This window comes from Streptomyces sp. NBC_01351, from assembly GCF_036237315.1.
Classification (GTDB): domain Bacteria; phylum Actinomycetota; class Actinomycetes; order Streptomycetales; family Streptomycetaceae; genus Streptomyces.
Genome location: NZ_CP108356.1, coordinates 185,861 through 212,579, shown reverse-complemented (window position 1 = coordinate 212,579; position 26,719 = coordinate 185,861). Strand labels below are relative to the sequence as shown.

20 protein-coding genes and 5 pseudogenes are annotated in these 26,719 nt (G+C 69.9%); 15 read left to right on the top strand and 10 right to left on the bottom strand.

All coding sequences use genetic code 11. The annotated features are described in order from the left end of the window. Window positions 1-59 precede the first annotated feature (59 nt). The 3 genes and pseudogenes from OG625_RS01105 to OG625_RS01095 all read left to right on the top strand — a co-directional run. Window positions 60-689: a hypothetical protein gene (locus OG625_RS01105; protein WP_329376005.1), complete on the top strand. Its 630-nt coding sequence runs from the start codon at window positions 60-62 to the stop codon at window positions 687-689. A gap of 93 nt (window positions 690-782) precedes the next feature. After that, window positions 783-1,472 (top strand): hypothetical protein, encoded by a 690-nt coding sequence (locus tag OG625_RS01100; protein ID WP_329376003.1) that lies wholly within the window; start codon window positions 783-785, stop codon window positions 1,470-1,472. Window positions 1,473-1,546: 74 nt separating this feature from the next. Continuing rightward, a pseudogene (locus tag OG625_RS01095) lies at window positions 1,547-1,636 on the top strand (SDR family oxidoreductase); the annotation flags it as partial. 49 nt (window positions 1,637-1,685) lie between these two features. Here OG625_RS01095 and OG625_RS01090 read toward each other — a convergent pair. After that, window positions 1,686-2,432 (bottom strand): spermidine synthase, encoded by a 747-nt coding sequence (locus OG625_RS01090; RefSeq protein WP_329376001.1) that lies wholly within the window; start codon window positions 2,430-2,432, stop codon window positions 1,686-1,688. A 225-nt stretch (window positions 2,433-2,657) separates the two neighbouring features. Here OG625_RS01090 and OG625_RS01085 point away from each other — a divergent pair, with 225 nt between their 5' ends. The 3 genes from OG625_RS01085 (at window position 2,658) to ctaF (ending at window position 5,754) form a co-directional block, all read left to right on the top strand. Then, window positions 2,658-3,248: a DUF2231 domain-containing protein gene (locus OG625_RS01085; RefSeq protein WP_329375999.1), complete on the top strand. Its 591-nt coding sequence runs from the start codon at window positions 2,658-2,660 to the stop codon at window positions 3,246-3,248. A gap of 438 nt (window positions 3,249-3,686) precedes the next feature. Beyond that, window positions 3,687-5,369, top strand: coding sequence for an aa3-type cytochrome oxidase subunit I (ctaD, locus tag OG625_RS01080; protein ID WP_329375998.1), 1,683 nt, complete (start codon window positions 3,687-3,689; stop codon window positions 5,367-5,369). After that, window positions 5,359-5,754, top strand: coding sequence for an aa3-type cytochrome oxidase subunit IV (gene ctaF / locus OG625_RS01075; RefSeq protein ID WP_329375997.1), 396 nt, complete (start codon window positions 5,359-5,361; stop codon window positions 5,752-5,754). The genes ctaD and ctaF overlap by 11 nt, the downstream gene beginning before the upstream one ends. Here the strand turns inward: ctaF and qcrB are convergent. Both qcrB and OG625_RS01065 read right to left on the bottom strand, forming a co-directional pair. Beyond that, complete coding sequence (qcrB, locus tag OG625_RS01070) at window positions 5,751-7,379, bottom strand: cytochrome bc1 complex cytochrome b subunit (protein ID WP_329375996.1); 1,629 nt, start codon at window positions 7,377-7,379, stop codon at window positions 5,751-5,753. The genes ctaF and qcrB overlap by 4 nt on opposite strands. Before the next feature lie 332 nt (window positions 7,380-7,711). Continuing rightward, the gene (locus OG625_RS01065) at window positions 7,712-7,915 is read right to left on the bottom strand and encodes a hypothetical protein (RefSeq protein WP_329375995.1); all 204 of its coding nucleotides are present in this window, start codon (window positions 7,913-7,915) and stop codon (window positions 7,712-7,714) included. A 197-nt stretch (window positions 7,916-8,112) separates the two neighbouring features. Between OG625_RS01065 and OG625_RS01060 the strand changes: the two genes are divergently transcribed. Then, entirely contained in the window at window positions 8,113-8,937 is an 825-nt protein-coding gene (locus tag OG625_RS01060) for an NmrA family NAD(P)-binding protein (protein ID WP_329375994.1), read from the top strand. A gap of 10 nt (window positions 8,938-8,947) precedes the next feature. On the opposite strand, the gene OG625_RS01055 is transcribed toward OG625_RS01060, so the two are convergent. Next, window positions 8,948-10,627 carry a protein kinase domain-containing protein gene (locus tag OG625_RS01055; protein ID WP_443067854.1) on the bottom strand — a complete coding sequence of 560 codons (1,680 nt, stop codon included), beginning with the start codon at window positions 10,625-10,627 and terminating at the stop codon, window positions 8,948-8,950. A 692-nt stretch (window positions 10,628-11,319) separates the two neighbouring features. On the opposite strand from OG625_RS01055, the gene OG625_RS01050 reads away from it, so the two are divergent. Both OG625_RS01050 and OG625_RS01045 read left to right on the top strand, forming a co-directional pair. Next, a complete protein-coding gene (locus tag OG625_RS01050; RefSeq protein WP_329375992.1) occupies window positions 11,320-12,267 on the top strand; it encodes an alpha/beta hydrolase in 948 nt (315 codons plus the stop codon). A gap of 272 nt (window positions 12,268-12,539) precedes the next feature. After that, window positions 12,540-13,160: an SMI1/KNR4 family protein gene (locus tag OG625_RS01045; RefSeq protein WP_329375989.1), complete on the top strand. Its 621-nt coding sequence runs from the start codon at window positions 12,540-12,542 to the stop codon at window positions 13,158-13,160. 182 nt (window positions 13,161-13,342) lie between these two features. Here the strand turns inward: OG625_RS01045 and OG625_RS01040 are convergent, their stop codons facing one another. Further along, window positions 13,343-14,131 (bottom strand): MBL fold metallo-hydrolase, encoded by a 789-nt coding sequence (locus OG625_RS01040; protein ID WP_329375987.1) that lies wholly within the window; start codon window positions 14,129-14,131, stop codon window positions 13,343-13,345. A gap of 90 nt (window positions 14,132-14,221) precedes the next feature. On the opposite strand from OG625_RS01040, the gene OG625_RS01035 reads away from it, so the two are divergent. The 3 genes and pseudogenes from OG625_RS01035 (at window position 14,222) to OG625_RS01030 (ending at window position 16,128) form a co-directional block, all read left to right on the top strand. Next, complete coding sequence (locus OG625_RS01035) at window positions 14,222-14,821, top strand: ABATE domain-containing protein (protein WP_329375985.1); 600 nt, start codon at window positions 14,222-14,224, stop codon at window positions 14,819-14,821. Between the two features lie 127 nt (window positions 14,822-14,948). Next, window positions 14,949-15,184 (top strand): annotated as a pseudogene (locus OG625_RS41350) (hypothetical protein); the annotation flags it as partial. 1 nt (window position 15,185) lies between these two features. Next, a pseudogene (locus tag OG625_RS01030) lies at window positions 15,186-16,128 on the top strand (IS5 family transposase). A gap of 67 nt (window positions 16,129-16,195) precedes the next feature. Here OG625_RS01030 and OG625_RS01025 read toward each other — a convergent pair. Beyond that, window positions 16,196-18,466, bottom strand: a complete 2,271-nt coding sequence (locus OG625_RS01025) for an MMPL family transporter (protein ID WP_329375983.1) — start codon at window positions 18,464-18,466, stop codon at window positions 16,196-16,198. Window positions 18,467-18,641: 175 nt separating this feature from the next. Between OG625_RS01025 and OG625_RS01020 the strand changes: the two genes are divergently transcribed. The 3 genes and pseudogenes from OG625_RS01020 to OG625_RS01010 form a co-directional block, all read left to right on the top strand. After that, complete coding sequence (locus tag OG625_RS01020) at window positions 18,642-19,814, top strand: sensor histidine kinase (protein WP_329375981.1); 1,173 nt, start codon at window positions 18,642-18,644, stop codon at window positions 19,812-19,814. Next, window positions 19,789-20,451 (top strand): response regulator, encoded by a 663-nt coding sequence (locus tag OG625_RS01015; protein WP_150497990.1) that lies wholly within the window; start codon window positions 19,789-19,791, stop codon window positions 20,449-20,451. Before OG625_RS01020 ends, OG625_RS01015 begins: the two co-directional genes overlap by 26 nt. A gap of 250 nt (window positions 20,452-20,701) precedes the next feature. Beyond that, window positions 20,702-21,182 (top strand): annotated as a pseudogene (locus OG625_RS01010) (Tn3 family transposase); the annotation flags it as partial. Window positions 21,183-21,341: 159 nt separating this feature from the next. On the opposite strand, the gene OG625_RS01005 reads toward OG625_RS01010, so the two are convergent. From OG625_RS01005 to OG625_RS00990, 4 genes and pseudogenes are all read right to left on the bottom strand, one after another. Further along, complete coding sequence (locus OG625_RS01005; RefSeq protein ID WP_329375979.1) at window positions 21,342-22,754, bottom strand: MFS transporter; 1,413 nt, start codon at window positions 22,752-22,754, stop codon at window positions 21,342-21,344. Further along, window positions 22,747-24,588, bottom strand: a complete 1,842-nt coding sequence (locus OG625_RS01000; RefSeq protein ID WP_443067656.1) for a glycoside hydrolase family 15 protein — start codon at window positions 24,586-24,588, stop codon at window positions 22,747-22,749. The genes OG625_RS01005 and OG625_RS01000 overlap by 8 nt, the downstream gene beginning before the upstream one ends. Before the next feature lie 355 nt (window positions 24,589-24,943). Then, window positions 24,944-25,198 (bottom strand): annotated as a pseudogene (locus tag OG625_RS00995) (site-specific integrase); the annotation flags it as partial. Between the two features lie 235 nt (window positions 25,199-25,433). Beyond that, window positions 25,434-26,234, bottom strand: coding sequence for a hypothetical protein (locus tag OG625_RS00990; protein ID WP_329375977.1), 801 nt, complete (start codon window positions 26,232-26,234; stop codon window positions 25,434-25,436). Window positions 26,235-26,719: the final 485 nt, after the last annotated feature.

The window sequence follows — 26,719 nt, the reverse complement described above, 5'->3', positions numbered from 1 at the left end:
TGATGAGCGGCGCTTCTCGAACGTCGAGGAGCGCCGTTCCCGTTCTCACCGGAGGCCTCGTGGACCTGATGCAGACCCTCGACGGCTACTTCGGCGGCTGGTCCTTCACCTTCACCACGCTGCCCCCACTCGAGGCGCTGCAGGCCATGGAAGCCATCTCCATCCGCCCCATCGAGAACCCGCTCGATGCGCTCCGCGAGGAAGACGACGAAGGCCTTGCCGAAGACGGTGTTCTTATCGTCGCCGGCCGCGTGCACCCTGGCTGGAGCATCGTCATCGAGACCAGCGGCTACACGGGACTCGTGGGAGCGGAACGGTCCGTTCTCCTCGAGCTGTGCAGCGCCGAGCATCCCGCGATGACCGTGTTCAAGAATCCCAACCGTCTCGAGCTGCTGTACGCGGACCTCGACGACAGGTGGGGCGGCATGGCGCTCGACAGCGGGATCCGATGGGGCGAGATGAGCCCGCCCGTCTCGGCTGCACTCACCGCGGCCGGGTTCCTCCCGGATGGCCAAGGCATCTCCACGGAGATCGCCGACCGCGCGTACAACGATCTCGCGCAGCGCGCTATCGCCGCAGCGACGGGAGTGTCCCTGGACGACGTCCAGACAGCCGGCGGCTGGGCCTCGGGAATCGTCCTGGCGGAGACGGCAGCGACGCAGGTCTCACGGAGCAGATCGCTTCGCTGACCGCCGCGCCGCGACACCGGCCGTGTACGCCCGGATTGCGGCCGTCCCGTTGGCTCCCGAATGCGGGGTGTGTTCGCCGGGTATCAGGATCGGGTGAAGGGGACCGATTTCAGGGAGAGTTGGTACGAGCGGCGGCTGCCTTACTGGTTGCTGGGACTGGTCGTCCTGGCCGTGGGGCTCGGTGGTCTCCTCTCCGCCCAGGCGATCGTGGACGGCTACCGGAAGACCGTCGTCTATCAGCAGGCGCCCGTGTGCGAGGGCGACGGGTGCGTACAGGCCCGGACGGGCGAGGTCCGCGACCGGGTCACCGGCGAACGCTGTACGTCGAACGGTACGAACACGGGCGCGACCGGTGGCGAGACCTGCACCACGACCTACAGCCTGAAGGTCGTGTGGTCCGGAAGATCTCAGTGGCTGGAGGTCGGCGCGGAGGCGTACACGGAGGCCGGGACGGGGGAGCGAGCCCAGCTGCGGCTCTGGAAGGGACAGGTGGTCGGTCTGGAGGTACTCGGACACTCCCGTAGGTACCCGCCGGCGTCCCAGACGGACATGTGGCCCTCGATGGCATTGGCATGGCTCGCCCTCGGTGTCGCCTCCTGGGCACTCGCGAGCGGCCGGGTGATCACCCTCCTGCCCATGGGTTTCGGCTGGTTCATGGTGAGCATCCTGATCTTCATGATCGGCCCGGACGTCCTGATGTGGTCGCCCCCGGTCTACTGGGGTGCCCTGACGGTGCTGGCGGGCGGCGTGACGTACGGCGCGCGGGCGATCTTCCGGTTCTGAGCGCGACCTCCCGAGCGGCCCGGGGCGATGTGAGACGAGGTCCGCGAGATGCCGACGGCGACTAGAAGCACCCGGTCACCGGCGCCTTCTGGTCGGTCGACGGCGACATGCTCCGCATGGGCCCGGTGGCCGGCTCCCACCTGGATGAGTACGGCCGGCGGTGACCTTGAGTTGACAGCCGGTTCGGAACTGAGGCCGGGTGGGATCCGGCCGTCAGGTGCCGCGGCGGCTGTTATGGCTGTCTGCGCCCTTCGTTGCCACGTACACGGTGTTGGCGGACCTCCCACCCTGCAGTGGATTGTCGAAGTCGATAACGTGTGCCTCCGCTTCCGAGAAGACCTCCTCGAGCGCGGCGGTGAACTCCCCGTCCGGAGGATCGTTCGACCACAGCGCGAAGACCCCGTCGGGGTGCAGCCGATCCGCAAGCGTGCGCAGCCCCGCAGGCTGGTACAGCGCGGCGTTACGGGGGTGCAGCACATGGCGCGGCGAATGGTCGATGTCCAGCAGGACGGCATGGAAGCGCCGGCCCGGCTCCTGCGGATCCAGACCGCATGGATCGCCGACCATCGCGAAGAAGTCGCCGTGGACGAATCGGCAACGTGGATCGGCCGACAACAAGGAACCCAAGGGCACCCACCCGCGCTGGTGCCAGTCGATCACCTCGGCGAGCGCGTCGACCACGACCAGCGAGCGCAGGCGCGGGTCACCCAGAGCGGCCCGGGCCGTATAGCCGAGACCGAGCCCGCCCACGGCGACGTCCAGTTCCGCCCCCGCCAGCTTCGCCAGGCCGTGCCGGGCGAGCGCGATCTCGCCCTCGACGAAGAGGCTGGACATCAAGAAATCGTCCCCGAGCTTCACCTCGTACACGTCGGCGCCCGACACCGGGTCCCGGCGTCGCCGCAAACTGATGTCGCCCAGCGGCGTCGGGCGCCAGTCGATCTCCTCGAAACGCGCGCTCATGCATCCGCCCTCCTGGTGACCCTTCATGCCGGGGCTCACGATGCCATGGCCTGGACGGTGAGCCGCTCCACCGCGTGCGCGTCGGGCACGGCGTCGTCCGGGGCTCGCGCGGTCTCCACGTCGTGGTGGCGAGTCCTCCGCCACCCGTCGTCCTCCGCACCCCCACCCCTCGGAAGCGGAACGCGCGGCCCGCGTGCTCCTGGCCCTGCTGGGTAGGCGCTGCGCATGAACACACATGCGCTCGACGGATACCCGAAGGCGGCGGCCGGGCAGGACTCGGCCCTCGACACCGCTTCGGCGCGGTGGCTGACAATCCTGGGCCGTCTCGAACGGACGACGGTGGCGGACCCGGCGATCCGTGTCCTCCAGCGGACGATCCGCTCCCTTCCCCTGGGCGATGCGCGCGACCTGCTGCGCGGTGGGCCGCTGGGCCATCCCGTGCATCCCGTCTTGGTACAGGTACCCATCGGCTGCTGGCTGTCGGCCGCCGTGCTGGACGCTGTGGTCCCGGGATCTCAGCGTGCGGCGACGGCGCTCACGGCGGTCGGCCTGGCCGGAGCGGTCCCGGCAGCAGCCGCCGGCTGGGTTGACTGGGCGGCGCTACCGCCAGAGTCGGCCAGGGTCGGACTGGCCCATGCGGTGTCGAATGTGGGGGCGGTCGCCTGCTACACGGCCTCCCTGAGGGCGCGGCTCTGCGGCCGCTCGGCGAAGGGCAGGCTGTGGTCGTTCAGCGGGCTGGCTATGGTCGCCGTGACCGGAGCCCTGGGCGGCCACGTGGCGTACCGGCAGACCGTCGGAGCGGATCTTCGGCGCTGAGGCGCTTACGCGCTGAGGCGCTGGGGCGCTGGGGCGCTGAACGAGACCGCTCCAGCAGCGGTAGGAGTGGCGTCTGCGCCCGTTCGAGATGCGCAACGTGCCCGGCTGCCGTGATCGCAGGGGTACGCCCATGGGAGCAAAACGCTCGCATCCTCCGAAGGCCGAACCCGGCGACCGGCGGGCGGAGAAATGGCTCGTCGGGGTCCTTCTTCGCGAAGCGGGAAGCAGCCGGACCCGGGGTGTCCAGGCCGCCCGCGCCCGCGTACTCGCCGCCCTGTGCGCGCACCACCAGCGGAGCCCGGACCGCCCGCGTCGGAGCCCGCGAGCATGGCAGCCGGGCGTACCCGGGAGGTTTGGCGGCGCGCCGCCGGTCCGAGGGGAACGGCAGCCTGTAGGGGAAGGGGTGCAGGCGCGGCGGCGAGACTCTCTGGAGGACGGATGACGTCGGTGGACCCTTCACCGGAAGCGGCACCACCCGACGACCTCGACCTGACCGGGCCGCCACGAACCGAGCGGCGGGCGGGTCAGGGTTCCGCCGTCCTGCGGTGGCTGTCGACCACCGACCACAAGGTGATCGGCAACCTCTACCTGGTCACGGCCTTCTGCTTCTTCCTCTTCGCCGGCCTGCTGGCCATGGCCATGAGGGCCGAACTCGCCCGCCCCGGACTGCAACTCATCTCGAACCAGCAGTACAACGAAGCGTTCACCATTCACGCCACGATCATGATGCTGCTGTTCGCGACCCCTACTTTCACCGGATTCGCCAACGCGATCATGCCGTTGCAGATCGGCGCGCCCGACGTCGCGTTTCCCCGGCTCAACGCGTTCACCTACTGGGTGTACCTGTTCGGGGGGCTGCTGGTCATCTCCGGCTTCCTGACCGCCCACGGGGCGGCGGACTTCGGGTGGTTCGCCTACGCGCCGCTTAACGGCCTGCGCTACTCGCCCGGGACCGGTGCCGATCTGTGGGCGATGGGGCTGGCCGTGTCGGGGCTGAGTACGATCCTGGGCTCGGTGAACTTCATCACCACGATCATCTGTCTGCGCGCACCGGGCATGACCTTGTTCCGGATGCCGATCTTCACGTGGAACGTGCTCTTCACTTCGATCCTGGCGCTGCTGGCCTTTCCGGTGCTCACGGCGGCACTGCTGGTCCTGGAGGCGGACCGGAAGTTCGGCTCGCACGTCTTCGACCCGGCGAACGGCGGTGCTCTGCTGTGGCAGCACCTGTTCTGGTTCTTCGGGCATCCGGAGGTCTACATCGTGGCCCTGCCGTTCTTCGGCGTGGTGAGTGAGATCCTTCCGGTCTTCAGCCGGAAGCCCATGTTCGGCTACGTGTCCCTGATCGGTGCCACGATCGCGATCACCGGCCTGTCCGCGACCGTGTGGGCGCACCACATGTTTGCGACGGGGGCCGTGCTGCTGCCCTTCTTCTCCTTGCTGTCGTTCCTGATCGCCGTCCCGACGGGCGTGAAGTTCTTCAACTGGATCGGGACGATGTGGAAGGGGTCGCTCTCCTTCGAGACACCGATGCTCTGGTCCATCGGCTTCCTCGTCACCTTCCTCCTGGGAGGTCTGACGGGCGTACTGGTGGCGTCGCCGCCGCTCGACTTCCATCTGACGGACAGCTATTTCGTCGTCGCCCATCTCCATTACGTCCTTTTCGGCACCATCGTCTTCGCCACCTTCGGCGGTTTCTACTTCTGGTGGCCCAAGATCACCGGGCGGATGCTCGACGAGCGACTCGGCAGGGTTCACTTCTGGACGGTGTTCTTCGGTTTCCAGACCACCTTCCTGGTCCAGCACTGGCTGGGTGAGGCCGGCATGCCGCGCCGGTACGCGGACTACCTTGCGGGCGACGGCTTCACGCTCCTCAACACCGTCTCCACCCTCGGGTCGTTCGTCCTGGGCCTCTCGACGCTGCCGTTCCTCTACAACGTCTGGAAGACGCAGCGCTACGGCCAACGGGTCACCGTGGACGACCCCTGGGGATGGGGCCGCTCCCTGGAGTGGGCGACGAGTTGCCCGCCGCCCCGGCACAACTTCCACTCCCTGCCACAGATCCGCTCGGAATCGCCCGCCTTCGACCTTCACCACCCGGAGGTGCCCAGTGAAAGGTGAGGCCTGGCTCTTCACCGCTACGGCCCTGTTCTTCGGGGTCACCACCGCCGTCTACGCCTGGCTGTCCCAGGAGCCGGCGGGGAGCGCGGCGCTCTGTGTCTCCTTCGTCATGTCGAGCCTCGTCGCCGCCTACCTCTGGCGCCAGTACCGGCGGGGCGGAGAGCGTCCGGAAGACCGCGGAGAGGCGGAGGTGCGCGAGGCCGACGGCCGGCGCCTCTACTTCCCCGCCCGCAGCTATTTCCCCGTACTGGCGGCCGCGGGGAGCGCGCTGATCGGCCTGGGCGTGGTCCAGGGGCTGTGGCTGTGCCTCATCGGCTTCGGTGTCTTGCTCCCGGGAGTCCTGGGCTTCGCCTTCCAGAACCTCGACCGCCCGGACACCGCTTAGGGAGTGTTCCTCCGGTCCGGGCCCGCAGTGGTCTTCTCGGTCTTCCGGCGCTGTGCGGCGGTGGCCGGGTAGCGGACGCGGTCCCCGTAGTACCAGTGGCTGAGGGCCGACCGCACGCGGTCGAGCCGACGCCCCGGCCCGCCGCGGCCGGAGTCCCCGGCGGGCTCCACCGGCCGGGGACGCTCCCGCGCGAGCACGGCGTACCGCTCGGTGGGCGTGAGGGCCCGGTGCTGCGGGTGGAAGCCGCCCTCGGGGCCCTGGAGTACGAGGCCGGACTCCTCACCGTCCGTCAGCAGCCGCTGCTCGCGCCACTGTAGGGCCAGGCACAGCCGCCTGGTGAGCCAGAAGACGGCCACCGGAACGACGAAGAGCCCGATGCGCAGCGCCCAGGTCAGGCCGTGCACGTTCACGTCGAAGACGAAGGCCAGAATGTCCTGGGCCCCGGCGAGCAGCAGTACGGCGTAGGCGGAGACGGCCGCCACCGCCAGACCGGTGCGGACGGGCCGGTCCCGCGGTCGGTCGCAGAGGTGCCGCTCGCCCGCCGGACCGGTGATCCACCGTTCGAAGTAGGGGTAGGCGTAGAGGACGGAGAAGAGCGCACCGGGCAGCAGTACGGCCGTCACCAGCGCGTTCCACGCGATCGTGTGCCCCCACAACCGGGTTTCCACGCCGGGCATCAGCCGTAGGGCGCCTTCCAGGAACCCGACGTACCAGTCGGGCTGGGATCCGATGGAGACCACGTCCGTGCGGTAGGGGCCGTAGGTCCAGATGGGGTTGATCTGCGCGACGGCGCCGAGCGCGGCGAGCACCCCGAAGACGGCGAAGAACAGCCCGGCGGACTTGGCCGTGTACTGGGGGAAGAAGGGCAGGCCGACGACGTTGCGGCCGGTCCTCCCGGGCCCCGGCCACTGCGTGTGCTTCAACGTGACGACGAGCAGGATGTGCAGGGTGATCAGGACCGTCAGTAGTCCGGGGACCAGCAGGATGTGCACGGCGTAGAGGCGGGACACGATGTCGCCCCCGGGAAACTCGCCGCCGAAGGCGAAGAGACTCAGGTACGTGCCGACGACCGGGACCGACAGCATGATCCCCTGGGCGATCCGCAGCCCGGTCCCGGACAGCAGGTCGTCGGGGAGCGAGTAGCCCGCGAATCCCTCCAGCAGTGCCAGCAGGAACAGCGTCACGCCCACCGTCCAGTTGACCTCGCGCGGGCGCCTGAAGGCTCCGGTGAGGAACACCCGGAGCATGTGCACCCCGATGGCGGCCACGAACAGCAGGGCGGCCCAGTGGTGGATCTGCCGGATCAGCAGCCCGCCCCGGACGTCGAAGCTGATCCTCAGGGTGGAGAGGTAGGCCTGCGACATGGGTACGCCGCGCAGCGGCTCGTAGGAGCCCTGATACGGCGTCTCCCGCATCGACGGATCGAAGAAGAAGGTGAGGAACACACCGGTCAGCAGCAGGACGACGAAGCTGTACAGCGCCAGCTCGCCCAACAGGAACGACCAGTGGTCGGGAAAGACCTTGCGCACCCCCGTCCGTGCCACTTCCGACAGTGGCAGCCGCGCGTCCAGTGCCCCCACCCCGCGCGCCACCGCGCGCCCTGCCTTCCGCGTCGGACCCGGCACTTCATGCACCTCCTCCGAACGGAATGCATGCAAAGCTACCGAACCTCACTCTTTGCTATCAATCGAGACACGAGGTCAGCGTTTGTCCGAAGGTCGCGCATGGTGGCGCTCGGCGGCGTCGAGCAGGGCCTGGGCCGGCTTCTCGTCGTCCGCCTCGACCGCGGAGGCGGCAGCCCGAAGACGGTGGCTACGTCCAGCGGCACGGGGGCGGTACCTGGCCCCAGCCGGGCCGGGCGGGGCGGCCGGGAACATGACAGGACCCGGCCGAGGTGATGGTGACTGCGGTCCCGGCCGGGTCCTGCGTGTGTGGGATGTGTCGGGCTCTGCCCTGGTCAGAGCTCGTCGTCGCGCATCTCGTGCTCGTCGCGCTCGCGCCGCGTCTCGTCCTCACGGGCCCGCTTGAGTTCCTCGGGGCTCTTGCCCCGCCCACCTTGGCCCGCGCCTGGACGAACGGGGTCCTGGCCGGGCCGGTGCTCACTCACTTGCTCCTCGCGGCCCTTGCCCGGCTCCTGGCGCTTGTGTTGCATACCGCCCATGACGGCGACTCCTCTGCGATGCGGAACGGGATTCCTCTCCGACCACTCTGACGCGCTGCGTGATGATTCGCATCATTTGCGTCACCCTGCGTAGCGAAAGGGTTGGCGGGGCGCCCCAACTGGCCCGGCCCTGCGGGGCTCCTTGACCTCAACCCGGGTTGAGCTTTTAGCGTTGCGGGGACGAAAGGGGTTCAACCGTGACGACACTGGTTACGGGTGCCACCGGGAACACCGGTCGGCACGTCGTGGCGGAGCTGGTCCGCCGAGGAGAGCACGTCCGGGCACTGACGCGGAATCCGGCTGCGGCCGCGGGCAGGTTTCCGGCCGGGGTGGAGCTGGCGGCGGGCACGCACACGGCACCGGAGGGGCTGGACGGCGCCTTCGCGGGTGTCAGCCGGTTACACATCACGGTGACGGCGGGGCTCGCCGAGGCCGGGCCCGAGTTGGTACGGCAGGCGGTCGACGCGGGTGTGCGGCGCATCACCGTGGTGTGGGGCGGCTGGGTGGGGCCAGTCGAGCAGGCAGTGGCGGACTCGGGGGTGGAGTGGACACGCCTGGAGCCGCAGGAGTTCATGTCCAACACGTTGACCTGGATCGAATCGGTCGCCGAGGGAGTTGTGCGAGAGCCGTACGACTTTCCCAGCGCGCTCGTCCACGAGGCCGACATCGGGGCTGTGGCGGCGGCCGCGCTGCTCGACGACGTCCACGCGGGGCGTTCCTACAACCTCACCGGCCCCGAATCACTGACCCCGCGGGAACGGATCGCGATCCTGTCCCGGGCGATCGGCCGCGACATCGGCTTCGTCCCGATCTCGCACGAGCAAGCCCTCGACAGGCTGACGGCCACCGGTGTGTCCCGGGCGGACGCCGAGTACGTCGTCGGCTGGTACGCCGACCCCAGCGATGACGCCACGACCGTCGTCGACACCGTCGAGCGGATTACCGGCCGCCCAGCGCGCACGTTCGCTCAGTGGGCGGCCGAACACGCCGGACGCTTCCGTGGAACGGGCGCCACCGGCTAGGGCGATCGTCTTAACAGCGGGCGAGCGTGCCACTGTCCAGAGTGGATTTGTCGCTGAACATCCAGCCCTCGGTGTCCGTGCCCGCGATACGGGCGTAGATCCACTTGTTGGCATGGGCATTGGCGACATAGCAGTGGTAGTAGACCTTCGTGCCGGACTTGACCTCGGTCACGTAGGAGCATTCCGCGTACGGCCCGGTGTAGAGGTGGGTGTTCTGGGTCGTGTGGCCGTAGCCATTGCTGCGGTTCGAGTGGGCCCAGCCGGTGCACGCCGTCGACACCGGGGTGGGCTCCTTCACCGTGGAACTGGGCTTTGTCTTCGAAGAGGCTGACGGGCCCCCTGCCGGCTTGTCGGCTCCGTTGCCGGGCGGGGGCTTTGTCTTCGAAGAGGCTGACGGGCCCCCTGCCGGCTTGTCGGCTCCGTTGCCGGGCGCTGACGTGGGAACTGTCCCTCGGTCCTCATCCTTCTTCGAAGGGGTGCTGGACGACTTCGCGCCGGGGCTGATGGACGTCAGGTCCCCCGGAGAGGTCGGGCCGTCGGTCGTGCTCGCAGTGGGCAGCGCGGTGTTCGACCCGCCGCTGCCCTCAACGCCTCGCACGTCCATCAGAGCGTAGGCGACTCCGCCGCAGGTGAGGACGGTGGCGGCCGCCACCGCGACGATGGTTCGGGTGCGGCGGCGCCGCGTGCGGACCGTCGTGGCACGGGTCTCGGAACCGCTGTTGTGACCGGCGGGCATGCCGGGCGTCGTGCCCGGCTGCGCGGCGCCGGGCATGACGCCCGGCAGCGGAGGGGCAGCGTACGCGCCGGCCGAGTAGGAAGCGGCGGGCTGGGGAGCAGGCTGGGGGAGAGGCACGGCGAGGGCGGGACCGAAGCCCGCCGGAGCGACGGGCCGGGGCGCCGGTGCCGTCGCGAGGTCCGCGCTCCTGCCCCCGGCGACCGCCTCCAGCATCTCGCGCGCCCGCCCGGCGTCGGGCCGCTGCAGCGGGTCCTTGGCCATCAGCGCCTGCAACACCGGGGTGAGCGGTCCGGCGCGCCGGGGCTCCGGCAGCGGTTCGCCGACGATCGCCGCCAGCGTGGACCACACCGACGTACGGCGGAAGGGCGAAGCGCCCTCCACGGCCGCGTACAGCGTCATGCCGAGCGCCCAGATGTCCGACGCGGCACCCGGTACCTGGCCCTGTGCGCGCTCCGGTGGCAGATAGTCGAGAGAGCCGACGATCTGACCGCTCTGTGTCAGCTTGGCCAGCGCCTCGTCGCCGGAGGCCTCCATGCTGGCGATGCCGAAGTCGGTGAGCACGACCCGGCCGCTGCGCTCGAGCAGTACGTTGCCGGGCTTGACGTCCCGATGGAGGACCCCGGCCTGGTGTGCCGCGTCGAGCGCGTCCATCAGCTTGGCGCCGATCGCGGCCGCTTCGCGCGGATCCAGTGAGCCGCGCTCCGCCAGTACGGCGTCGAGGGAGGGCCCGTCGACCAGCTCCATGACGATGACCGGCAGCCCCTGCTCCTCGACCACGTCGTGCACGGTGACCACACCACTGTGCCGGATACGGGCGGCGGCCTGCGCCTCCCTCTGCATCCGGACCCGCAGATCGGCCAGTTCGGCCGGGGAGGCGTCGGTGTAGGCCCGCAGGGCCTTGACGGCGACCTCGCGGTTCAGCAACTGGTCCACCGCCCGGGCGACCACACCCATGCCGCCGCGGCCGATCGTCGCGGTCACGCGGTATCGCCCGCCCAGAACCTCGCCGACCAGATCCGCGCCGTTCGCCCCCGTCACCTGTCACATCCTGTTCGTCGCACTGTTCGAAATCCGCCATGTGGCGGGCACCAGGGTAGGGGTTCGCGTATGTGCGCGTGCGCACGGCCCGGCCCTCGGCACGAAGGGCGCACCTTCCAACAGCCGTGGTCACCAAGACATCTCACTTGAGATCAGGACACTCGTGCGTTCCCCCTTACCTTCTTGGTGGCCCCGCAATGGGGCGCCCGGCCTCCGGAGCCGGACGTGCCGGCGGCGTTGAGGAAGACCACGAGCGTCCATGCCTGATCCGCCGTTCTGATCTCGCCGCCGTGGAGGGGTTCCTCTCCCGTGGCGCTGACAGGCCGGAGCAGCCCCTCGCCGGACGGGTCGGCGGCCGATGACCGAAGTACCGGTGCTCCGCGTGCCGCGCCCGCGACGGTCGCTCGCCTTGGGGCTCACCCGTCCGGCACACACTGCCTCGCGGCGCCCGCCCGTCTGCGATTGCCTGTGGTCAACGGCTCTACGGAGCATCCCCCGTGTCCACCACCGGTTCGTCACCAAGGTCGCCGCGGCGCCGGGCGTTCCGCCGCCGCGCTCTTCGCTCCGTAGGACCCGCTCCCGCATCGCACCTTCCGAAGGGAAGGACCATGGACACTCGCCACCTCGTCGACCCCCAGCTGCTCCCCATGATCGAAGGGGTACCGCCCCTCGACCTGTCGGCCGAGACCCTGTCAGCGACGCGGGCCGGCGCCGGCACCCCGTCATTCGTACCGACAGACGTGAGCGCCGAGGAGCGCATGGTGCCCGGGCCGGAGAACGCCCCCGACGTCAGGGTCATCCTCACCCGGCCCACCACTGGGACCGACGGCCCGCGCCCCGGGCTGCTGTGGATCCACGGCGGCGGCTACGTGCTGGGCAGCCCCGACGCGGACCAGGCCCTGGCCAGCACCTTCGCAGGTGAACTCGACTGCGTCGTCGTGTCGGTCGGGTACCGCCTCGCCCCCGAAACGCCGCACCCCGGTCCACTGCACGACTGCTACGCGGCCCTGACCTGGTTGCACAGCCACGCCGCCGAGCTCGGCGTCGACCCCGACCGGATCGCCGTCGCCGGGCAGAGCGCCGGCGGCGGACTCACCGCGGCACTGGCACAGTTGGCCACCCACGACGGCCGTATTCCCCTGCGCATGCAGGTCCTCGTCTATCCGATGCTCGACGACCGCACGGTGACCCGCCCCGACCCCAACGCCTACACGGGCCGGTACATCTGGACCCGCGAGAACGACAAGTTCGGCTGGACGAGCCTGCTCGGCCACGAGCCCGGCCAGGACTCCGCAGCCCCGTACGCGGTCCCCGCCCGCACCGAGGACCTGACCGGATTGCCTCCCGCCTTCGTCACCGTCGGCGCCCTGGACCTCTTCCTCGACGAGGACATCACCTACGCCCACCGGCTGCTGCGCTCCGGCGTCCCCACCGAACTCCACGTCCTCCCCGGCACCACCCACAACAGCTTCATCCTCGACGGCCCACAGACCAGCGCCCGCATGCGCCAGGACGTCCTCACCGCACTACGCCGGGCCCTCGCCCCGCAGTCCTGAGCCACCCGGACCCGCGGATGACCAGCGCCCACGACCCGGACCTGCGCGCGCGCCGCTGGACCTGAACGAGGCCGCCCGTCGGCTCGCCGCACTGTGACGCGGGGTTCGGAGACGGGGGCGACATTGCGGTGGTGGGGTGACCGATGCGTCGGCGCCCGATGTCTCATGAGCCATCAGGAAGTCCGGAGAACGACGGTTCTCCAGAGCCTCGGATATGGCTCAGACAGGCCGACCGGTAGGGTCCCGGTACACGACACAGAAGAGATCCTCCGATGGATTCCCGCATATCGCGCATACGCTCCAAGCTGGCGAAGGTTCCGTACCAGGCACAGCGCAGCTACTCGGTGGGCGCCGAGCGCCACCAGTTTCGCGTTGGCCCGCGCGTCAGTCCCGCGCGGGCGGACGACTTCGAGGCCGAACACCACATCGAATTGCCGTCGGCCTACCGGAAGTTCCTTCTCGAATTGGGCGGCAGCGGTGCCGGCCCGTTCTACGGTTTGCTTCCGCTGGAGGAGTGCAGGCTGTTCACCATGGACCGGCAGCCGCCGGATGGAACCCCGCGGGGATTCCATCACGTCAGCCACCCGGACGCGCTCCAAGGGGATCTGTTCCTCGCAATCATCGAGATGGGCTGCACGGACCTGTGCCTCATCGGTGTGACCGGACCCCTCACAGGCCGCATGCTCACCGGCAACGCGGACGGCTTCTGGCCTCCGAACGTCTCCTCGGCCCCGGACTTCCTGAGCTGGTACGAACGCTGGCTCAACCACATGCGGAACGGCAAGGACAACCGCGCGCTGGGCCTCACCTCTCCGGCGACCGTCGCAAGCGCCCCCTGGGGCCCCAGGGCCACGGTCCGGAGGACTACGTGGCGGCACGCCGCAAAGTGCTGAGGGAATGAGGGACGCGACCGGCAGGTCGAGGGCAAGCTGGACGATCTCCAGCCAGATCCGGTTCTGTGCGCTGTCGTGCAGGGGCAGTGAGCCCCGGCACGTTTGCGTCGATGAAGAGCAACGGGGCCGCACGCGCCGCGCTCCAGACGGCCCTCGTCGTACCAGCCCGAGACTGCCCGGGGTCAGCCCCGCTCACCCAGGTCCAGGCGGTCGAGCAGCCCGGCGTCGGTGAAGGCGGCGACCAGTTCGTCACGTCCCTCGGTGAAGTGCCCCCAGCTGTCGTAGTGGACGGGAACCACCCTGCGGGCACCGAGGACAGTGGCTGCGTCGGCGGCCTGCGAGCTGTCGAGGACGATCAGCGCGCCGTCGAAGAGCTCGGTGAAGCGAGGGGCCCCGGCGAACAGGATGGCGGTGTCCACCGGGCCGAACCGGTCCGCGATCTCCTTGACCAGGCCGAGGGAGGCGTTGTCGCCGCTGACGTAGACCGTGGGCAGGTCCTGCCCGGTCAGGACGAACCCGACGACCTGGCCGGTGAACGGCTCGACCTCCTCGCGCGTGCCGGGTCCGTGGAGGGCGGGCACGCCCGTGACCGTGAGGGTTCCGCCATCGGGGCGGTCGAGGTCGACCGACTCCCAGTCGGCCAGGCCCCTCGCGCCCGCCCCCAGGCGCTGTCCGCCTCCGGGCGTGGTCAGGGTGAGAGGGACGTCGGCGAGCAGTGCCCGGCCGGACTCGTCGAGGTTGTCGGGGTGTTGGTCGTGGGAGAGCAGGACCACGTCTATGCGGCCGAGGTCGGCCGGCGTGGCGGAGGCGGGCGCCGTCTTGGTCAACTGGCCGCCCGGCACGCGGTACTCGCGGGGCGCGTCGAAGGTGGGGTCGGTCAGGAATCGCAGGCCGCCGTACTCGAAGAAGGCGGTCGGGCCACCGAAGACGCGGACGGGGAACTGCTCAACGGGCGTGCGGGTATCAACCATCAGAACCTCAAAGCCTCACGTTTGGGTTGCGGTCTATCCGTGATGATCATAGACAACTCACGGATGGATGCAAGGCGTAACATGAGAATCATGAGTGAGATCCCGACCCTCGAATCCGTGCGAGTGCCTGCCCCGGGGGCGGAGGACTACCTCGCCCTCGACTTCGTCAACAGCGCCATCGCGCTGCCCGGAGGGCAGTTCATCGATTTCCTCGGCACCCCCGAGGGCGCGAACAGGTGGCTCACCGACCACGGCCTCGCGCCGGCCGACGCCGGGGTACGGGAAATGTGCGCCAGCCAGCTGCGCTCGCTGCGCGAACACCTCAGGTCGTTGTTCTCCGCCCGCGTCGCCGGGCTGCCCGCACTGCCCGTGGCACTGTCCGCCGTCAACGACGCGCTGAGCATGGCTCCGACAGCCGGCCTGCTCTACTGGGACGAGAAGAACGGCCCCTACCGTGCGGTGCCGTGCCCCACCGACGAGATCCTCGCGCGCGCTCTCGCGACCCTCGCGGCCAACGCGGCCGACCTCCTCACCGGCCCCGACGCAGACCGCCTCACCGCCTGCGGTTCCACCCCCTGCAACCGCTACTTGCTGCGCCACGGACGCCGCCACTGGTGCTCCATCCGCTGCGGCGACCGTGCCCGCGCCGCCCGCGCCTACGCGCGGCGCACCCAGGCGAAAGCAGACTGACGAACCCCGGGCGGGGTTGGCCGCGTTGATCGCGGGGGGTTGAGAGTCCTCCGCGCGCCATGCCGGCCGGCGGCGCTCTGGGGCTTGAGGAACATCGGAACGAAAACCGGCGCTAAGCCCTGCCCGGCTCACCCGGCTGGTCGCCTCCGTGCGGGAGGCGGCGAACCAGCGGCTGTGGGACGACCTGTACGGGCTGCTGAACACCGGGCAGCGGGCGGTGCTGGACTCGCTGCTGACCGTGCAGCCCGGGGCCCGGGTCTCGGAGTTGGACCGGCTGCGCCGGGGTCCGATGCGGGTGTCCGGGCCGCAGATGAAGGGTCCTTGGAGCGGGCGGAGGAGATTGCCGACTTGGGCATGGGCGCGAGTGCAACTGACCGATCCTGATTGGGAGTTCATCGAGCCGTACCTGTCGATCGGCGAGTACGGCCCGTACCCCGAGCGACTGCGGCAGCAGTTCGAGGGCGTGATCTGGCGGTTCAAGACGGGCGGGCAGTGGCGGGAGATGCCGACGGAGTTCGGCGCCTGGTCGACCGTCCACAACCGCTTCCGGCAGTGGCGTGACGCCGGCGTCTTCGAGGCCCTGCTGGAGGGCCTGATCACGGAAGCCGCGAAGCGGGGTGAGGTGGACCTGTCCCTGGTCAGCATCGACTCCACCACCGCCCGAGCCCACCACGGCCGCGGCCGAGGAGGAGAAGGCCAGGTCAAAGGGGGCGGCCTCGAAGAGCAAAACGAGCAAGAGGCCGAAAGTGATCCCGCGCTGGAAGAACGACGACGCATCCGGCGTCGGCGGAAACTCCGGCTGAAGGCCGCCTCCTCGGACGTTCCAGAGGCGGGCAGACCAGCAAGGTCCACCTCGCCGCCGACCGCAAGTGCCGCCCGCTGGCGTTCATCCTGACCACAGGCCAGGCAGCGGACAGCCCGCAGTTCATCCCCGTCCTGAAGAAGGTACGGGTACGCGGGCCCGTCGGCCGACCCCGCATCCGGCCGGACGCGGTCGCCGGGGACAAGGCGTACTCGTCCTGCGGATCCGCGCCCACCTGCGCAAACGCCGTATCAAGGTGGTCATCCCGGAGAAGAAGGACCAGGCCGCCAACCGGAAGAAGAAGGGTTCCAGAGGTGGCCGACCCGTCAGCCACGAAGCCGATCTCTACAAGGAGCGGAACACCGTCGAACGCCTGATCAACAAGCTCAAAGCATGGCGAGGCATCGCCACCCGATACGACAAGACTCCCGACAGCTACCTCGCCGGTCTCCACCTGCGCGCCTCGATGATCTGGATCAAGGACCTCACCAGGACCACCCGATGATCACGACTCGGTATGCCCCTGGGTGACGCGCTGAGGTGCCGGACGCCAAGGGCGGGCAGGAGTTGAGTCAACGGTCAACCCGCCGTGGACGCGGGGCCTCACCCGTGGATTCCGCGTCGGTGTCGTCGGTGCCGACCGGGCCGCGGGGAAGCATCCAGTCCAGCCACTTCGGCAGCCACCAGTTGGTCCGGCCGAGGAGTGTCATGGTCGCCGGTACCAGCACCATGCGTACGACCGTGGCGTCGATGAAGATCGCGGTGGCCAGGCCGAGCCCGAACATTTTGGTGGAGGGGTCCTCGGCGACGGCGAAGGACAGGAAGACCGCCACCATGATGAGGGCGGCCGAGGTGATGATCCGGGCGGTGCGCGAGATGCCCTCAACGATCGCCGTGCCGTTGTCGCCGGTGCGCAGGTACTCCTCGCGTACGCGGGAGAGGAGGAACACCTCGTAGTCCATCGACAGGCCGAACAGGATGGCGAAGAGGAACATCGGGATGAACGACACGATCGGAACCGTCGCTTCCAGCCCGATGAGTGCGCCTCCCCAGCCCCACTGGAAGACCGCGACCATGATGCCGTAGGCCGCGCCGATGCTCAGCAGATTCAGCAGTACCGCCTTGAGCGGTACGAGTATCGAGCGGAAGACCAGCATCAGCAGCAGGAACGACATCGCCAGCACGGCGGCGACGAACACCGGCAGGCGTTGGCTGGTGCGTTGGCCCACATCGGACAGGCTCGCGGCGGCGCCGCCGACGTGGGCCCTGGCCGGGCCGTGCCCGATCGCCGTGGGCAGCACGTCGGTGCGCAGCCGGGCGATGGTGTCGGCCGTGGCCTTGTCCTGAGGGCTGGTGGTCGGGAACACCACGAGGGTCGCGATGCCGGTGGCCGGATCGATGTGCGTCGGCGCGACGGATGCGATGCCCGGATCCGCCGCGACCGTTGCGACGAGTCGGTCCAGCACTCCCGGATCACCGGTGGGGTCCGCGGCGATGACGAGGGGACCGTTGGTGCCCGGGCCGAACCCCTCGGCGACGAGGTCGTAGGCGCGGCGCTCGGTACGGCTGTGGGGCAGTGAGCCGTCGTCGGGCAGGCCGACGCGCAGGCCGAGCACGGGCAGCGTCGCGGTCAGCAGCAGCCCCGCCGCGCCGATCGCGTACGGCACCGGGTGCCGGCTGACGTGCCCGATCCAGCGCCGCCAACCGGCGGCGGGAGCGGCGCCCGCCACCGTGTCCCGCTGCCGTGCGAGTCGGCCCAGCTTCCTGGTCTGCAGAGCCCGGCCGATCCGGCCGGGCCGGGCCAGGCGTGGGCCCGCCGCGCTGAGGAAGGCCGGCAGCAGCGTCACCGACGCGAGCACCATCGTCAGGACGACGATCGAGACGGCAACCCCGCCCACCGTCATGAACGGCACTTTCGCGACCGCCAGGCCGAGGATCGACACGACGACGGTGCCGCCGGCGAAGACCACCGGCCGCCCCGCCGTTGCCACCGCTCGTCCGGCCGCCGCCTGCGGATCGAGCCCGCACGCGAGGTACTCCCGGTGCCTGGCGAGCACGAACAGCGCGTAGTCGATGCCCACTCCGAGCCCGACCATGCTGCCCAGGACCGGTGCGAAGGTGGGGACCTCTGTCACCCCCGCCAGTATCGTCATCGTGGCGACTCCGACGGTCAGCCCGAAGACCGCCATGCCGATCGGCAGCGCGGCGGCGACGAGCGAACCGAACGCCAGGAACAGGATCGCGGCCGCGGCGAGGAGGCCGATCAGCTCGCTCACGCCGCCGTCGGGGTCGGAGAAGGCGTAGAAGAGGTTCCCGCCCATCTCGATGCGCAGCGGCAGCTCGGCGCGCAGCCGGTCGCCGAGATCGACGAGGGCGTCGAGGTCTTCGGCCGACAGCCGGCTCTGGTCGGGGTACTGCACCCGGACGACCGTGATCCGCCCGTCGGCCGAGACGAGGCCGCCGCGCACGGCGGTGTCCCCGCCCGTGTCGAGTGCCCCCGCCGGGTCGCTCGTGCCGAGCACGTGCGGCAGCCGCTTCACCTCGGTCTGCAGCCGCGTGAGAGCGGTGCGCGCGCTGTCGTCGTCGAAGAACGTCGCACCGTCGTCGAGGGGGGTGACGACCACTTGGGCGGTCATCCCCTCCTGGCCGGTGCCTGCCCGCTCGATCAGTTCCGCGGCCCGTTGGGAGTCCAGTCCCGGAGCGGTCAACGAGTCCGCGGTCCGCCCGCCGAAGGCGACGGCGGCGAGGACGGCGAGCGTGGCGGCGATCAGCCATGCCGCGATCACCCGCCAGGGATGGCGGGCGGCGCTTGCGCCCAGGCGCAACAGGGCTTTCGAGAGCATCGGGTCCTCCAACCACCTCGGCGGCCGTCCTTGTACGGCCGCCGATGCCGAGACTCGTCGCCACGGCGCTCCGCGGCATCGGCCCGCGGGCCGCGGATCCGTCGGCCCCGGGGCGGAGTGACGACCCGTCCTTTCGGCCGATGCGCGGCACGCCGCGGCCCCTAGGCTGAGAACCGTGCTCCGAGACGACCTGCGAACCCTGTGGACCGAACCCCGGCCGCCCGACGCGCCCGCCCGGGTGCGGCGGGACTGGGCGCTGCTCGCCGCGGGCCTTGCCTGTGTGGCGCTGGAGGCCACCCTGCGCGAGAACGTCGTGTGGCGGCCGGTGGCGGTGGTGTTCACCGTATGGCTGTGCCTGCTGCCCCTGTGGCGCCGGACCCGCCCGCTGGCGATGGTGACGCTGGCGTTCGGCTCGGTGGTCCTGCTTCCGGTGGCCTCGCTCGTCGCCGCACCGCGCGAGCCTGTCGGCCTGTACACCGGCGCGGTCGTGCTCGTGCTGGTGTACGCGCTGCTCCGGTGGGGATCGGGACGCGAGATCGTGCTGGGCGGCGCGGTGATCCTCGCGGTCGGCGCGCTGTGTGTCGTCACGGACGGGACCACGGTCGTCGAAAAGGTCGCGGGCTTCGTCGTCCTCCTGCTGCCCGGCGTGGTCGGGGCTGCCGTGCGGTTCCGGGTGACCGCTCGCGAGCGGCAGTTGGAGCAGGTGCGCTCCCGCGAGCGCGAGCAGCTCGCCCGGGAACTGCACGACACGGTGGCCCACCACGTGTCGGCCATGGTGATCATCGCCCAGGCGGGCCGGGTGCTCGCGGGCACCGACCCGTCCGCCGCCGTCGAGGCGCTGGAGGGGGTCGAGGAGGAAGGGGCGCGCACGCTGGAGGAAATGCGCGCCATGGTCGCCACGCTGCGCGACCGCGGGGTCGACGCCGAGCTGGCGCCCCCTGCCGGAGTCGCGGATCTGGAGCGCCTGGTGCGCACCCCGGGTGGTCGCCTCAGGGTCGACCTGGGGCTCGACGGTGAACTGGACGCGCTGCCCCCGGCCGTGGACGCGGCCGTCTACCGGATCGTGCAGGAGTCGGTGACCAACGCGCTGCGCCATGCGGTCGACGCGACCGAGCTCGTCGTTCGGGTCGCCGCGGAACGGCACACGGTACGGGTGAGCGTGCGCGACAACGGCCGGCGCACCGGCCGGGGTCGCGACGGATACGGACTTACCGGACTGCGCGAGCGCGCGACCCTGCTCGGCGGCACACTACAAGCCGGCCCGGGTACCGACCGGGGCTGGCATGTCGAAGCCGAACTGCCGAGAGCGAGGAGCAAGAGCGGTGTCCATTCGCGTCCTCGTCGCTGACGACCAGACGATCATCCGCACCGGGTTGCGGATCATGCTGAACGCCCAGCCCGGCATCGAGGTGGTCGGCGAGGCCGCCGACGGGCGGGAAGCGGTACGTCTGGCCCGCGAACTACGCCCCGACGTCTGCCTGTTCGACATCCGCATGCCCGTACTCGACGGGCTCGAGGCCACCCGGCTGGTCGCCGGCCCGGGCGTCGCCGACCCGCTGGCCGTGGTCGTCATCACCACGTTCGACCTCGACGAGTACGTCTACGGCTCACTGCGTGCCGGCGCCCGCGGATTCCTCCTCAAGGACACGGGACCGGACCTTCTGGCGCAGGCCGTACGGTCGGCGTCCGACGGTGAGGCGCTCATCGCGCCCAGCGTCACCGTCCGTCTGCTCCAGGCATTCGCGGACCTGCCCGCCGGCCGGCCCGTGGCCCAGCCGGTCTCCCCCGTCACCGCCCGCGAGGAGCAGGTGCTCCTCGCCGTCGCTCGCGGGCTGACCAACACCGAGATCGCCGATGCACTGCACATCAGCCTCAGCACGGTGAAGACGCATCTGGCCAGCCTGATGGCCAAGCTCGGCGCCCGCAACCGGGTCGAGATCGCGATGTGGGCCTACGAAACGCGCCGTATCCTCCCCGGAACCTGAGCCGGGTGCCGGGCCATGTCCCATGAGTCCCCGCCCGGACATCAGTGCACCGGTCGGCTCACGTCGGCTCCACGTGCCTCACCCGCCCCAGAGCGTGACGTACCAGGAGGCCGGAACTGGGACGGTGAGACACCCGATACGACAAGACTCCCGACAGCTACCTCGCCAGTCTCCACCTGCACGCCTCGATGATCTGGATCAAAGACCTCACCAGGACCACCCGATGATCACGACTCGATACGCGCCCTAAGACCGCGACGGCGGCAAGCGCCCCGAGATGATCGTCACCGACACCGCGAGCTACAGCCACATCGTCTTCGGGCTGCTCACGCTCGCCGGGTTCGCGTACGCGCCGCAGCCGGCGGACCTGCCGGACCAGAAGATGTGGCGCATCGACCGCACGGCCGACTACGGGGCTTTCACCAACGCGGAAGATCTTCCACGGCCGCGCCGGGCAGCTCTACCAGCGCTACCAGGACGGCATGGAGGACCAGATCGGCGTGCTCGGCCTGGTACTGAATGCGCTGGTGCTGTTCAACACCCGGTACATGGACGCCGCCGTCACCCAGCTGCGCGCGGACGGGTTTGACGTCCGTGACGAGGACCTGGCCCGCCTCTCACCGTTCGTGCGGCATCACATCAACATGCTGGGCCGATACTCGTTCTCCCTGCCGGACCTGCCTGGAGGCCTGTGGCCACTGCGTGCCCCGGGCGTCGGCGACGAGGAGTGAGAAGCACCCAGCGGCCCTACCCGTCCGGGTAGGGCGGGAGCCGACGTCCAGCCGCAGGACGTACACCAGCCGACCGGCGTCACCGGAGACCGGGCCGAGGTAGGCCCGGCCGGCCGGTAGGGAGACCGACCCGCAGTCTCGCCGCAGGCGACCTCTGCCTCACTCAGCGCTGGCTTGTCGGCCGGTGGGGGCGGGGGTGTGCGGCGGGTGGTGAGGGAGGAGCACGGCGGCGGTGAGGCCGATGAGTCCGACGGCTGCCAGGGTGATCATCGCGGCGGCGTAGGCGTGGCTGGTGAGGCCGGCGACGAGGATGGTGCCGGCGATCGCCGTGCCGAGGGAGGAGCCGAGGTTGGAGACGCTGCGGGACAGGCCGGAGATCTCGCCCTGCTGGTCCTCGGCGAAGCTCGACTGGACGATGTTGACCGAGGGGGTGAGCATCACGCCGAGTCCGAGGCCGATGAGGAGGAGTCCGGGGGCGAAGGCCCAGGGGTTGGGGGAACCGCCGACCACGACGATCAGGACGACGATGCCGGCGATGGTGGTGACGAATCCCGTGAGGATGAGGGTGCGCTGGGTGTGGCGCTTGGCGAGGCGTTCGGCTGCGAGGGAGGACACGAGGATTCCGAGGGTGGCCGCGGTGAAGATCACGCCGGTCTGGATCGCGTCGTAGCCGCGGACGACCTGGAGGTAGGAGGCCACGGTGAAGGACACCCCCATCAGGAGTAGCCACTGGGTGTTCTGGGTGGCGAGTCCGAGGTTGGAGGTGCGGATGCGGAACAGGCTGGTGGAGAGCAGTGGTTCCTTGCCTGCGCGTTCCCTGGCTCGGACCCAGCGGAAGAAGGCGAACAGGAAGAGTGCGCCGAGGGCGAGGAGGGCGAGCATCAGCCAGGCGTTGTTGTCGGCGGCCAGGATGCCGGTGACGACGAGGACGAGGCCGACGGCGGACAGTACGGTGCCGACGGTGTCGAAGGGGCGGGTCGGGTCCGGCGGGAGGGGGTCCTCGATGCGGCGGCTGAGAAAGATGATCACGACGATGACCAGGGCCTGGAAGACGAACGCGGCGCGCCAGCTGAGTGCCGAGGTGATGAGCCCCCCGATCAGCGGCCCGGCCGCGGCGCCGATGCCTCCGAGCGCCATGATGATTCCGAATGCGCGGGCGCGTGAGGTCGTGTCGGTGAAGAGCAGTGTGGTGAGGATGTAGACGGGCGGGATGAGCAGGGCGGTGCCGACGCCTTCGAGGATGGAGTTGCCCAGGATGAGGACGCCCAGGCCCGGTGCGGCGGCGCTGAGCAGTGCGCCGACGCCGTAGATGACGAGGCCGGTGAGCAGGCACCGTTTGCGGCCGTAGCGGTCGGTCAATTTGCCGCCGGGGATCATCAGGGCGGCCATCACCAGTAGGAAGATCGTGATGGCGACCTGGACGCCCTGCACGGTCGTGTCGAGGTCCTCGCTGATGTCGTTGATCATCACGTTCATGTTGGAGCCGGCGAAGCTGCAGATGAACTGGGCGAGGGCGAGCGGGGCGATGACACGCCGCAGGGCGGCAGGTGTGGCCGGGGCGGGGTCAGCCATCGGTTCCGCCGCGTTCCGCCTGGTCGAGCTGCTCGTCGAGGGCGATGGCCGCGGCCACCAGGGCGAGGTGCGTGAACGCCTGGGGGAAGTTGCCGATCTGTTCGCCGGACGGGCCGATCTCCTCGGCGAACAGGCCGACGTGGTTGGCGTAGGTCAGCATCTTGTCGAAGGCGTAGCGGGCCTGGTGGAGTCGGCCCGAGCGGGCCAGCGCCTCGACGTAGAGGAAGCTGCAGAGGTTGAAGGTGCCTTCGGAGCCGCGCAGTCCGTCCGGGGAGGCCTCGGGGTTGTACCGGTAGACGAGGCTGTCGCTGACGAGCTCCTGCTCCATGGCGTCCAGGGTGCTGAGCCAGGCCGGGTCCGTGGGAGAGAGGAATCCGACGCGGGGCATCAGCAGCAGGGAAGCGTCCAGGACGTCCGTGGCGTAGTGCTGGACGAACGCCTGCCGCTGCTCATTCCAGCCGCGTTCGACGATCTGCCGGAACACGGCGTCGCGCGCCTGCGCCCAGCGAGCGGTGTCGGCGGGCCGGGAGTGGAGGGTCGCGAGTTTGATGCCGCGGTCGAAGGCGACCCAGGTCATGAGGCGGCTGTAGGTGAATTCCTGCTGCCCGCCGCGGGTCTCCCAGATGCCCTCGTCGGGCCGGTCCCAGTGGTCGGCGAGCCAGTCCAGCACGTCGGCGAACGTCTTCCAGCCGCGGATTCCTCCCATCTCGCCGGCCTGGGCCAGGGCGTCGGCGGCCTCGCCGTAGATGTCGAGCTGGATCTGGTCGGCGGCCGCGTTGCCCGCCCGTACGGGGGCCGAGCCCTCGTAGCCCTCCAGGTGGTCCAGGACTTCCTCGGTCAGGTGGGGGTCCCCGTCGATGCGGTACATGATCTGAAGCGGCTCGCCCGAGGCGGTGCCGCCTGCCTCCAGGCGATCGCGCAGCCAGCGGCGGAAGGCTGCGGACTCGTCAGCGAACCCGAGGTCGGACAGCGCCCTGACGGCCAGGGAGGAGTCACGGACCCACGTGTAGCGGTAGTCCCAGTTGCGCTCGCCGCCGATCTGCTCGGGCAGCCCCATGGTCGCGGCGGCGATCGGAGCGCCGGTGGGGGCGTAGGTGAGCAGCTTGAGGGTGATCGCGGAGCGGTTGACGATGTCGCGCCACCGGCCGCGGTAGGTGGAGGAGCGCAACCAGCCGTGCCAGAACCTCCGGCACGCCTCCAGCTCCGCCCGGATGTCCTCGGGCACCAGCTCCGCCGGGGCCGCGGCGCCGCTCGCATCGGAGGTCAGGACCACGGCGGCGGTCTGCCCGGCGGTGAGGGTGCAGCGGGCGGTGAGGTCGTCGTCATCGGGGTGGAGCACGAAGGGGCCGGTGACCTGCAGGTGCAGGTCGGTGCCGGGGCCGTGGAAGACCGCGGCCGCCTCGCCGGTCCGCTCCAGGGTGTGCGAGGCGCGGCCGTAGTCGAACCGCGGACGGCAGGTCAGGCGGAAGTCCATGCTGCCCCGCACCACCCTGACCACCCTCACCAGGCGGTGCCGGTCCGTCGGGGTCCCGGTGGTCAGAGGGGTCATGAAGTCGGCGACCTCACCGACGCCGCCCGGCGCCATAAAGCGCGTGACCAGGACAGCGGTATCCGAGAGGTAGAGCTGGCGGACCTCCGGCTCCTGCCCGCCCGGAAGGTGCGCGGCCAGCCGGCAGTAACCCCCGCGTTCGCTGTCGAGCAGCGACGCGAACACGCTGGGCGAATCGAACCGGGGCGTGCACCACCAGTCGATCGTCCCGTCGGAGGACACCAACGCGGCCGTCTGAAGGTCACCGACCATCCCGTGATCGGCGATCGGCGGGTAGGCACTCATAAAAATCTCCCGTCGTCGTTGGAGCCGTCACGGCGTCCGACGCCCGGACGGGGAACGTCAGGGCGCGCCCGCGGGGAACGTCCAGCCCGAGAGACCCGGACTCGCGCCCCGACACGGGCCTGCCTGTTCGGCCGGCCGATGACACAGACAAACGAGATGCGACTTCGACAGCGCCTGCACCAAGGCCCTCAGGCGCATTCTGCCGTCAGATTTCCGGCACATTCGGATGACGCGCGGAGACCGCAGGGGTGACTCTGCTGGCGCCCAGGTCAGTGGCTGCGGGGTAACGAGGGGCGTACATGCTCACGGCCATCGCCACGAGGCCCACGGGGCGCCAAGCCCTGCCCCCGACGGATCAGCGCCGGGCGTCTGCCGGGGCGAGCAGGCTGGTCAGCTCGGCGATGGCCTCCGGGGAGGGCTTGAAGTACCGGCGGACATTTTCCGGCTTCTTGTGTCGGGACTTCGCCATCAGCATCAGCAGACTCGCCCCGCCTCGCCGAGGTGGGTCAGGGAGGAGTGCCGGTACGCGTGCAGATCCCACCGTGCCCGGCCCGCGTGCGGCGGTGTGCTCGTCCAGCAGTGCGCGGGCCTGCCCGTACGACAGCCGGGACCGACGAACGCGAACACGTTACGCCCGACCGTTTTCCGCCCGTTGGCACAGTCCTCGACGCCCTGTACCTGGCCGTCCATCTCAACGGCGAGGTGAGACTCTCCCTGTGACCTGAGGAAAGGCCGCCACCGCTTGCGCGATGGCGGCTTTTCGCATGCCGGTTCAACGGCGGGTGGTGGCGTGAGAAGTCATATTCCAACCGATCTTGGAACGTAACCAATGGTGGCCGGTCGGGTCACTCGTTGTCGCGGTAGTTCATGAACCAGTGGGTGTCGAAGTAGTGGGCCATCGTGAACGGATGGTGCGGGTCAAGGAGGATGCGGCAGATGAACTCCGCAGCCGAGCAGTCGAAGGGGGCCAAGTCGTCGTCGAAGGTCCGGATGGCGACAGACCAGTGGTCCGGGTCGGTGCTGTCGTCGGTCTGCCAGCAGTACAGGTTCTCGTGCTCGGTGCTTGCCCAGATGAGCAGGCCGTCCTCGCGGAGGTGGGTCCACGGTTCTTGGTTCAGAGTGAGGTATCCGTCGAAGGCGCCTTCCCCGAATGTCTCCACCATGCGTTTGTAGTCGCCGGGAAGGCGCGTACCCACCTCTGCCTCGATCTGCGCCCAGTCGATGTCCGGCCGCTGCGGGGGCGAGGTCCAGGCGGTGATGGCTACCAGCCGCTCAACCCAGTCCTCGTCCCGGCCGGTCCCCCCTGTAGCCGGCACCGGTACGCGCCGCGGCACGGCCGCCAGCACCGGCCGGACGACCCCTTGCGCGTCCCGAGCGGTCCCGGCGCCGATCCACTGACCTCCGTACGCCCAGGCTCGAATCGTCTCGCCCCGGCCTTCGAGGACAGCGAGAAGAGCCGCGCCACGGGACTCGTCGATGGTCGGGTCCGTAAAGCCGTCCAAGACCAGGGTCCGTGGTGCTCCGTAACGGTCGGCCAGCCTCTCTACGAGCATGTACGGGTCGGTGTCCAGTGACAGATGCAGAGATCCACCCGGGGCGTCGATCCGGTCCAGCAAGTCGTTGAGCATCGATTGCGTGAGGTCCATGACGGACAGGAAAGCGCACTCCACTGACAAGGGCCCTCGGTCCAACCTCGGTGACACTCGGCACAGCTTCACTGTCGGGGTACATCACGCGCCGTTCTCTGATATCGAAGTTGGAGGGTCTGCCCATCGGAGGTGGACGGATCAGGCTGTCGTAGCGAGCCGTTCCTTCGTCCGCCAGTAGTGGCGCTTGGATTGGCAGCTGGTTGAGCAGGTCAGCGGGATCTGTCGACAGGGGCCCTGGGTGAGCGGAGCCCGCAGACGGCGCAGTTGGCAGGCTGGTGGCCCGGAGGGCGAAGGCGGTAAAGGTCGGGTTCGTTCCGCGTGGCGTCGCGGTGACGGACATGATCCTCGACTACGGCGGCCGCAGACGTCTGACCGACTGGCAGGCGGAGGTCAACCACGCGATCCGGGAGACCGGTCTGAGCTTCAACGTCCACGCGTCCTGGCCCTGCCGACGAAGACCAGCGTGGTCCGGATCTTCGAGC

Coding starts and splice junctions, on each gene's coding strand:
- OG625_RS01090 (WP_329376001.1), bottom strand. CDS start 2,432: ATGAGCGCGCGTTTCGAGGAGATCGACTGGCGCCCGACGCCGCTGGGC.
- OG625_RS01085 (WP_329375999.1), top strand. CDS start 2,658: ATGAACACACATGCGCTCGACGGATACCCGAAGGCGGCGGCCGGGCAG.
- ctaD (WP_329375998.1), top strand. CDS start 3,687: ATGACGTCGGTGGACCCTTCACCGGAAGCGGCACCACCCGACGACCTC.
- OG625_RS01065 (WP_329375995.1), bottom strand. CDS start 7,915: ATGGGCGGTATGCAACACAAGCGCCAGGAGCCGGGCAAGGGCCGCGAG.
- OG625_RS01055 (WP_443067854.1), bottom strand. CDS start 10,627: ATGGGTGTGGTCGCCCGGGCGGTGGACCAGTTGCTGAACCGCGAGGTC.
- OG625_RS01050 (WP_329375992.1), top strand. CDS start 11,320: ATGGACACTCGCCACCTCGTCGACCCCCAGCTGCTCCCCATGATCGAA.
- OG625_RS01045 (WP_329375989.1), top strand. CDS start 12,540: ATGGATTCCCGCATATCGCGCATACGCTCCAAGCTGGCGAAGGTTCCG.
- OG625_RS01040 (WP_329375987.1), bottom strand. CDS start 14,131: ATGGTTGATACCCGCACGCCCGTTGAGCAGTTCCCCGTCCGCGTCTTC.
- OG625_RS01035 (WP_329375985.1), top strand. CDS start 14,222: ATGAGTGAGATCCCGACCCTCGAATCCGTGCGAGTGCCTGCCCCGGGG.
- OG625_RS01025 (WP_329375983.1), bottom strand. CDS start 18,466: ATGCTCTCGAAAGCCCTGTTGCGCCTGGGCGCAAGCGCCGCCCGCCAT.
- OG625_RS01005 (WP_329375979.1), bottom strand. CDS start 22,754: ATGGCTGACCCCGCCCCGGCCACACCTGCCGCCCTGCGGCGTGTCATC.
- OG625_RS01000 (WP_443067656.1), bottom strand. CDS start 24,588: ATGAGTGCCTACCCGCCGATCGCCGATCACGGGATGGTCGGTGACCTT.
- OG625_RS00990 (WP_329375977.1), bottom strand. CDS start 26,234: ATGGACCTCACGCAATCGATGCTCAACGACTTGCTGGACCGGATCGAC.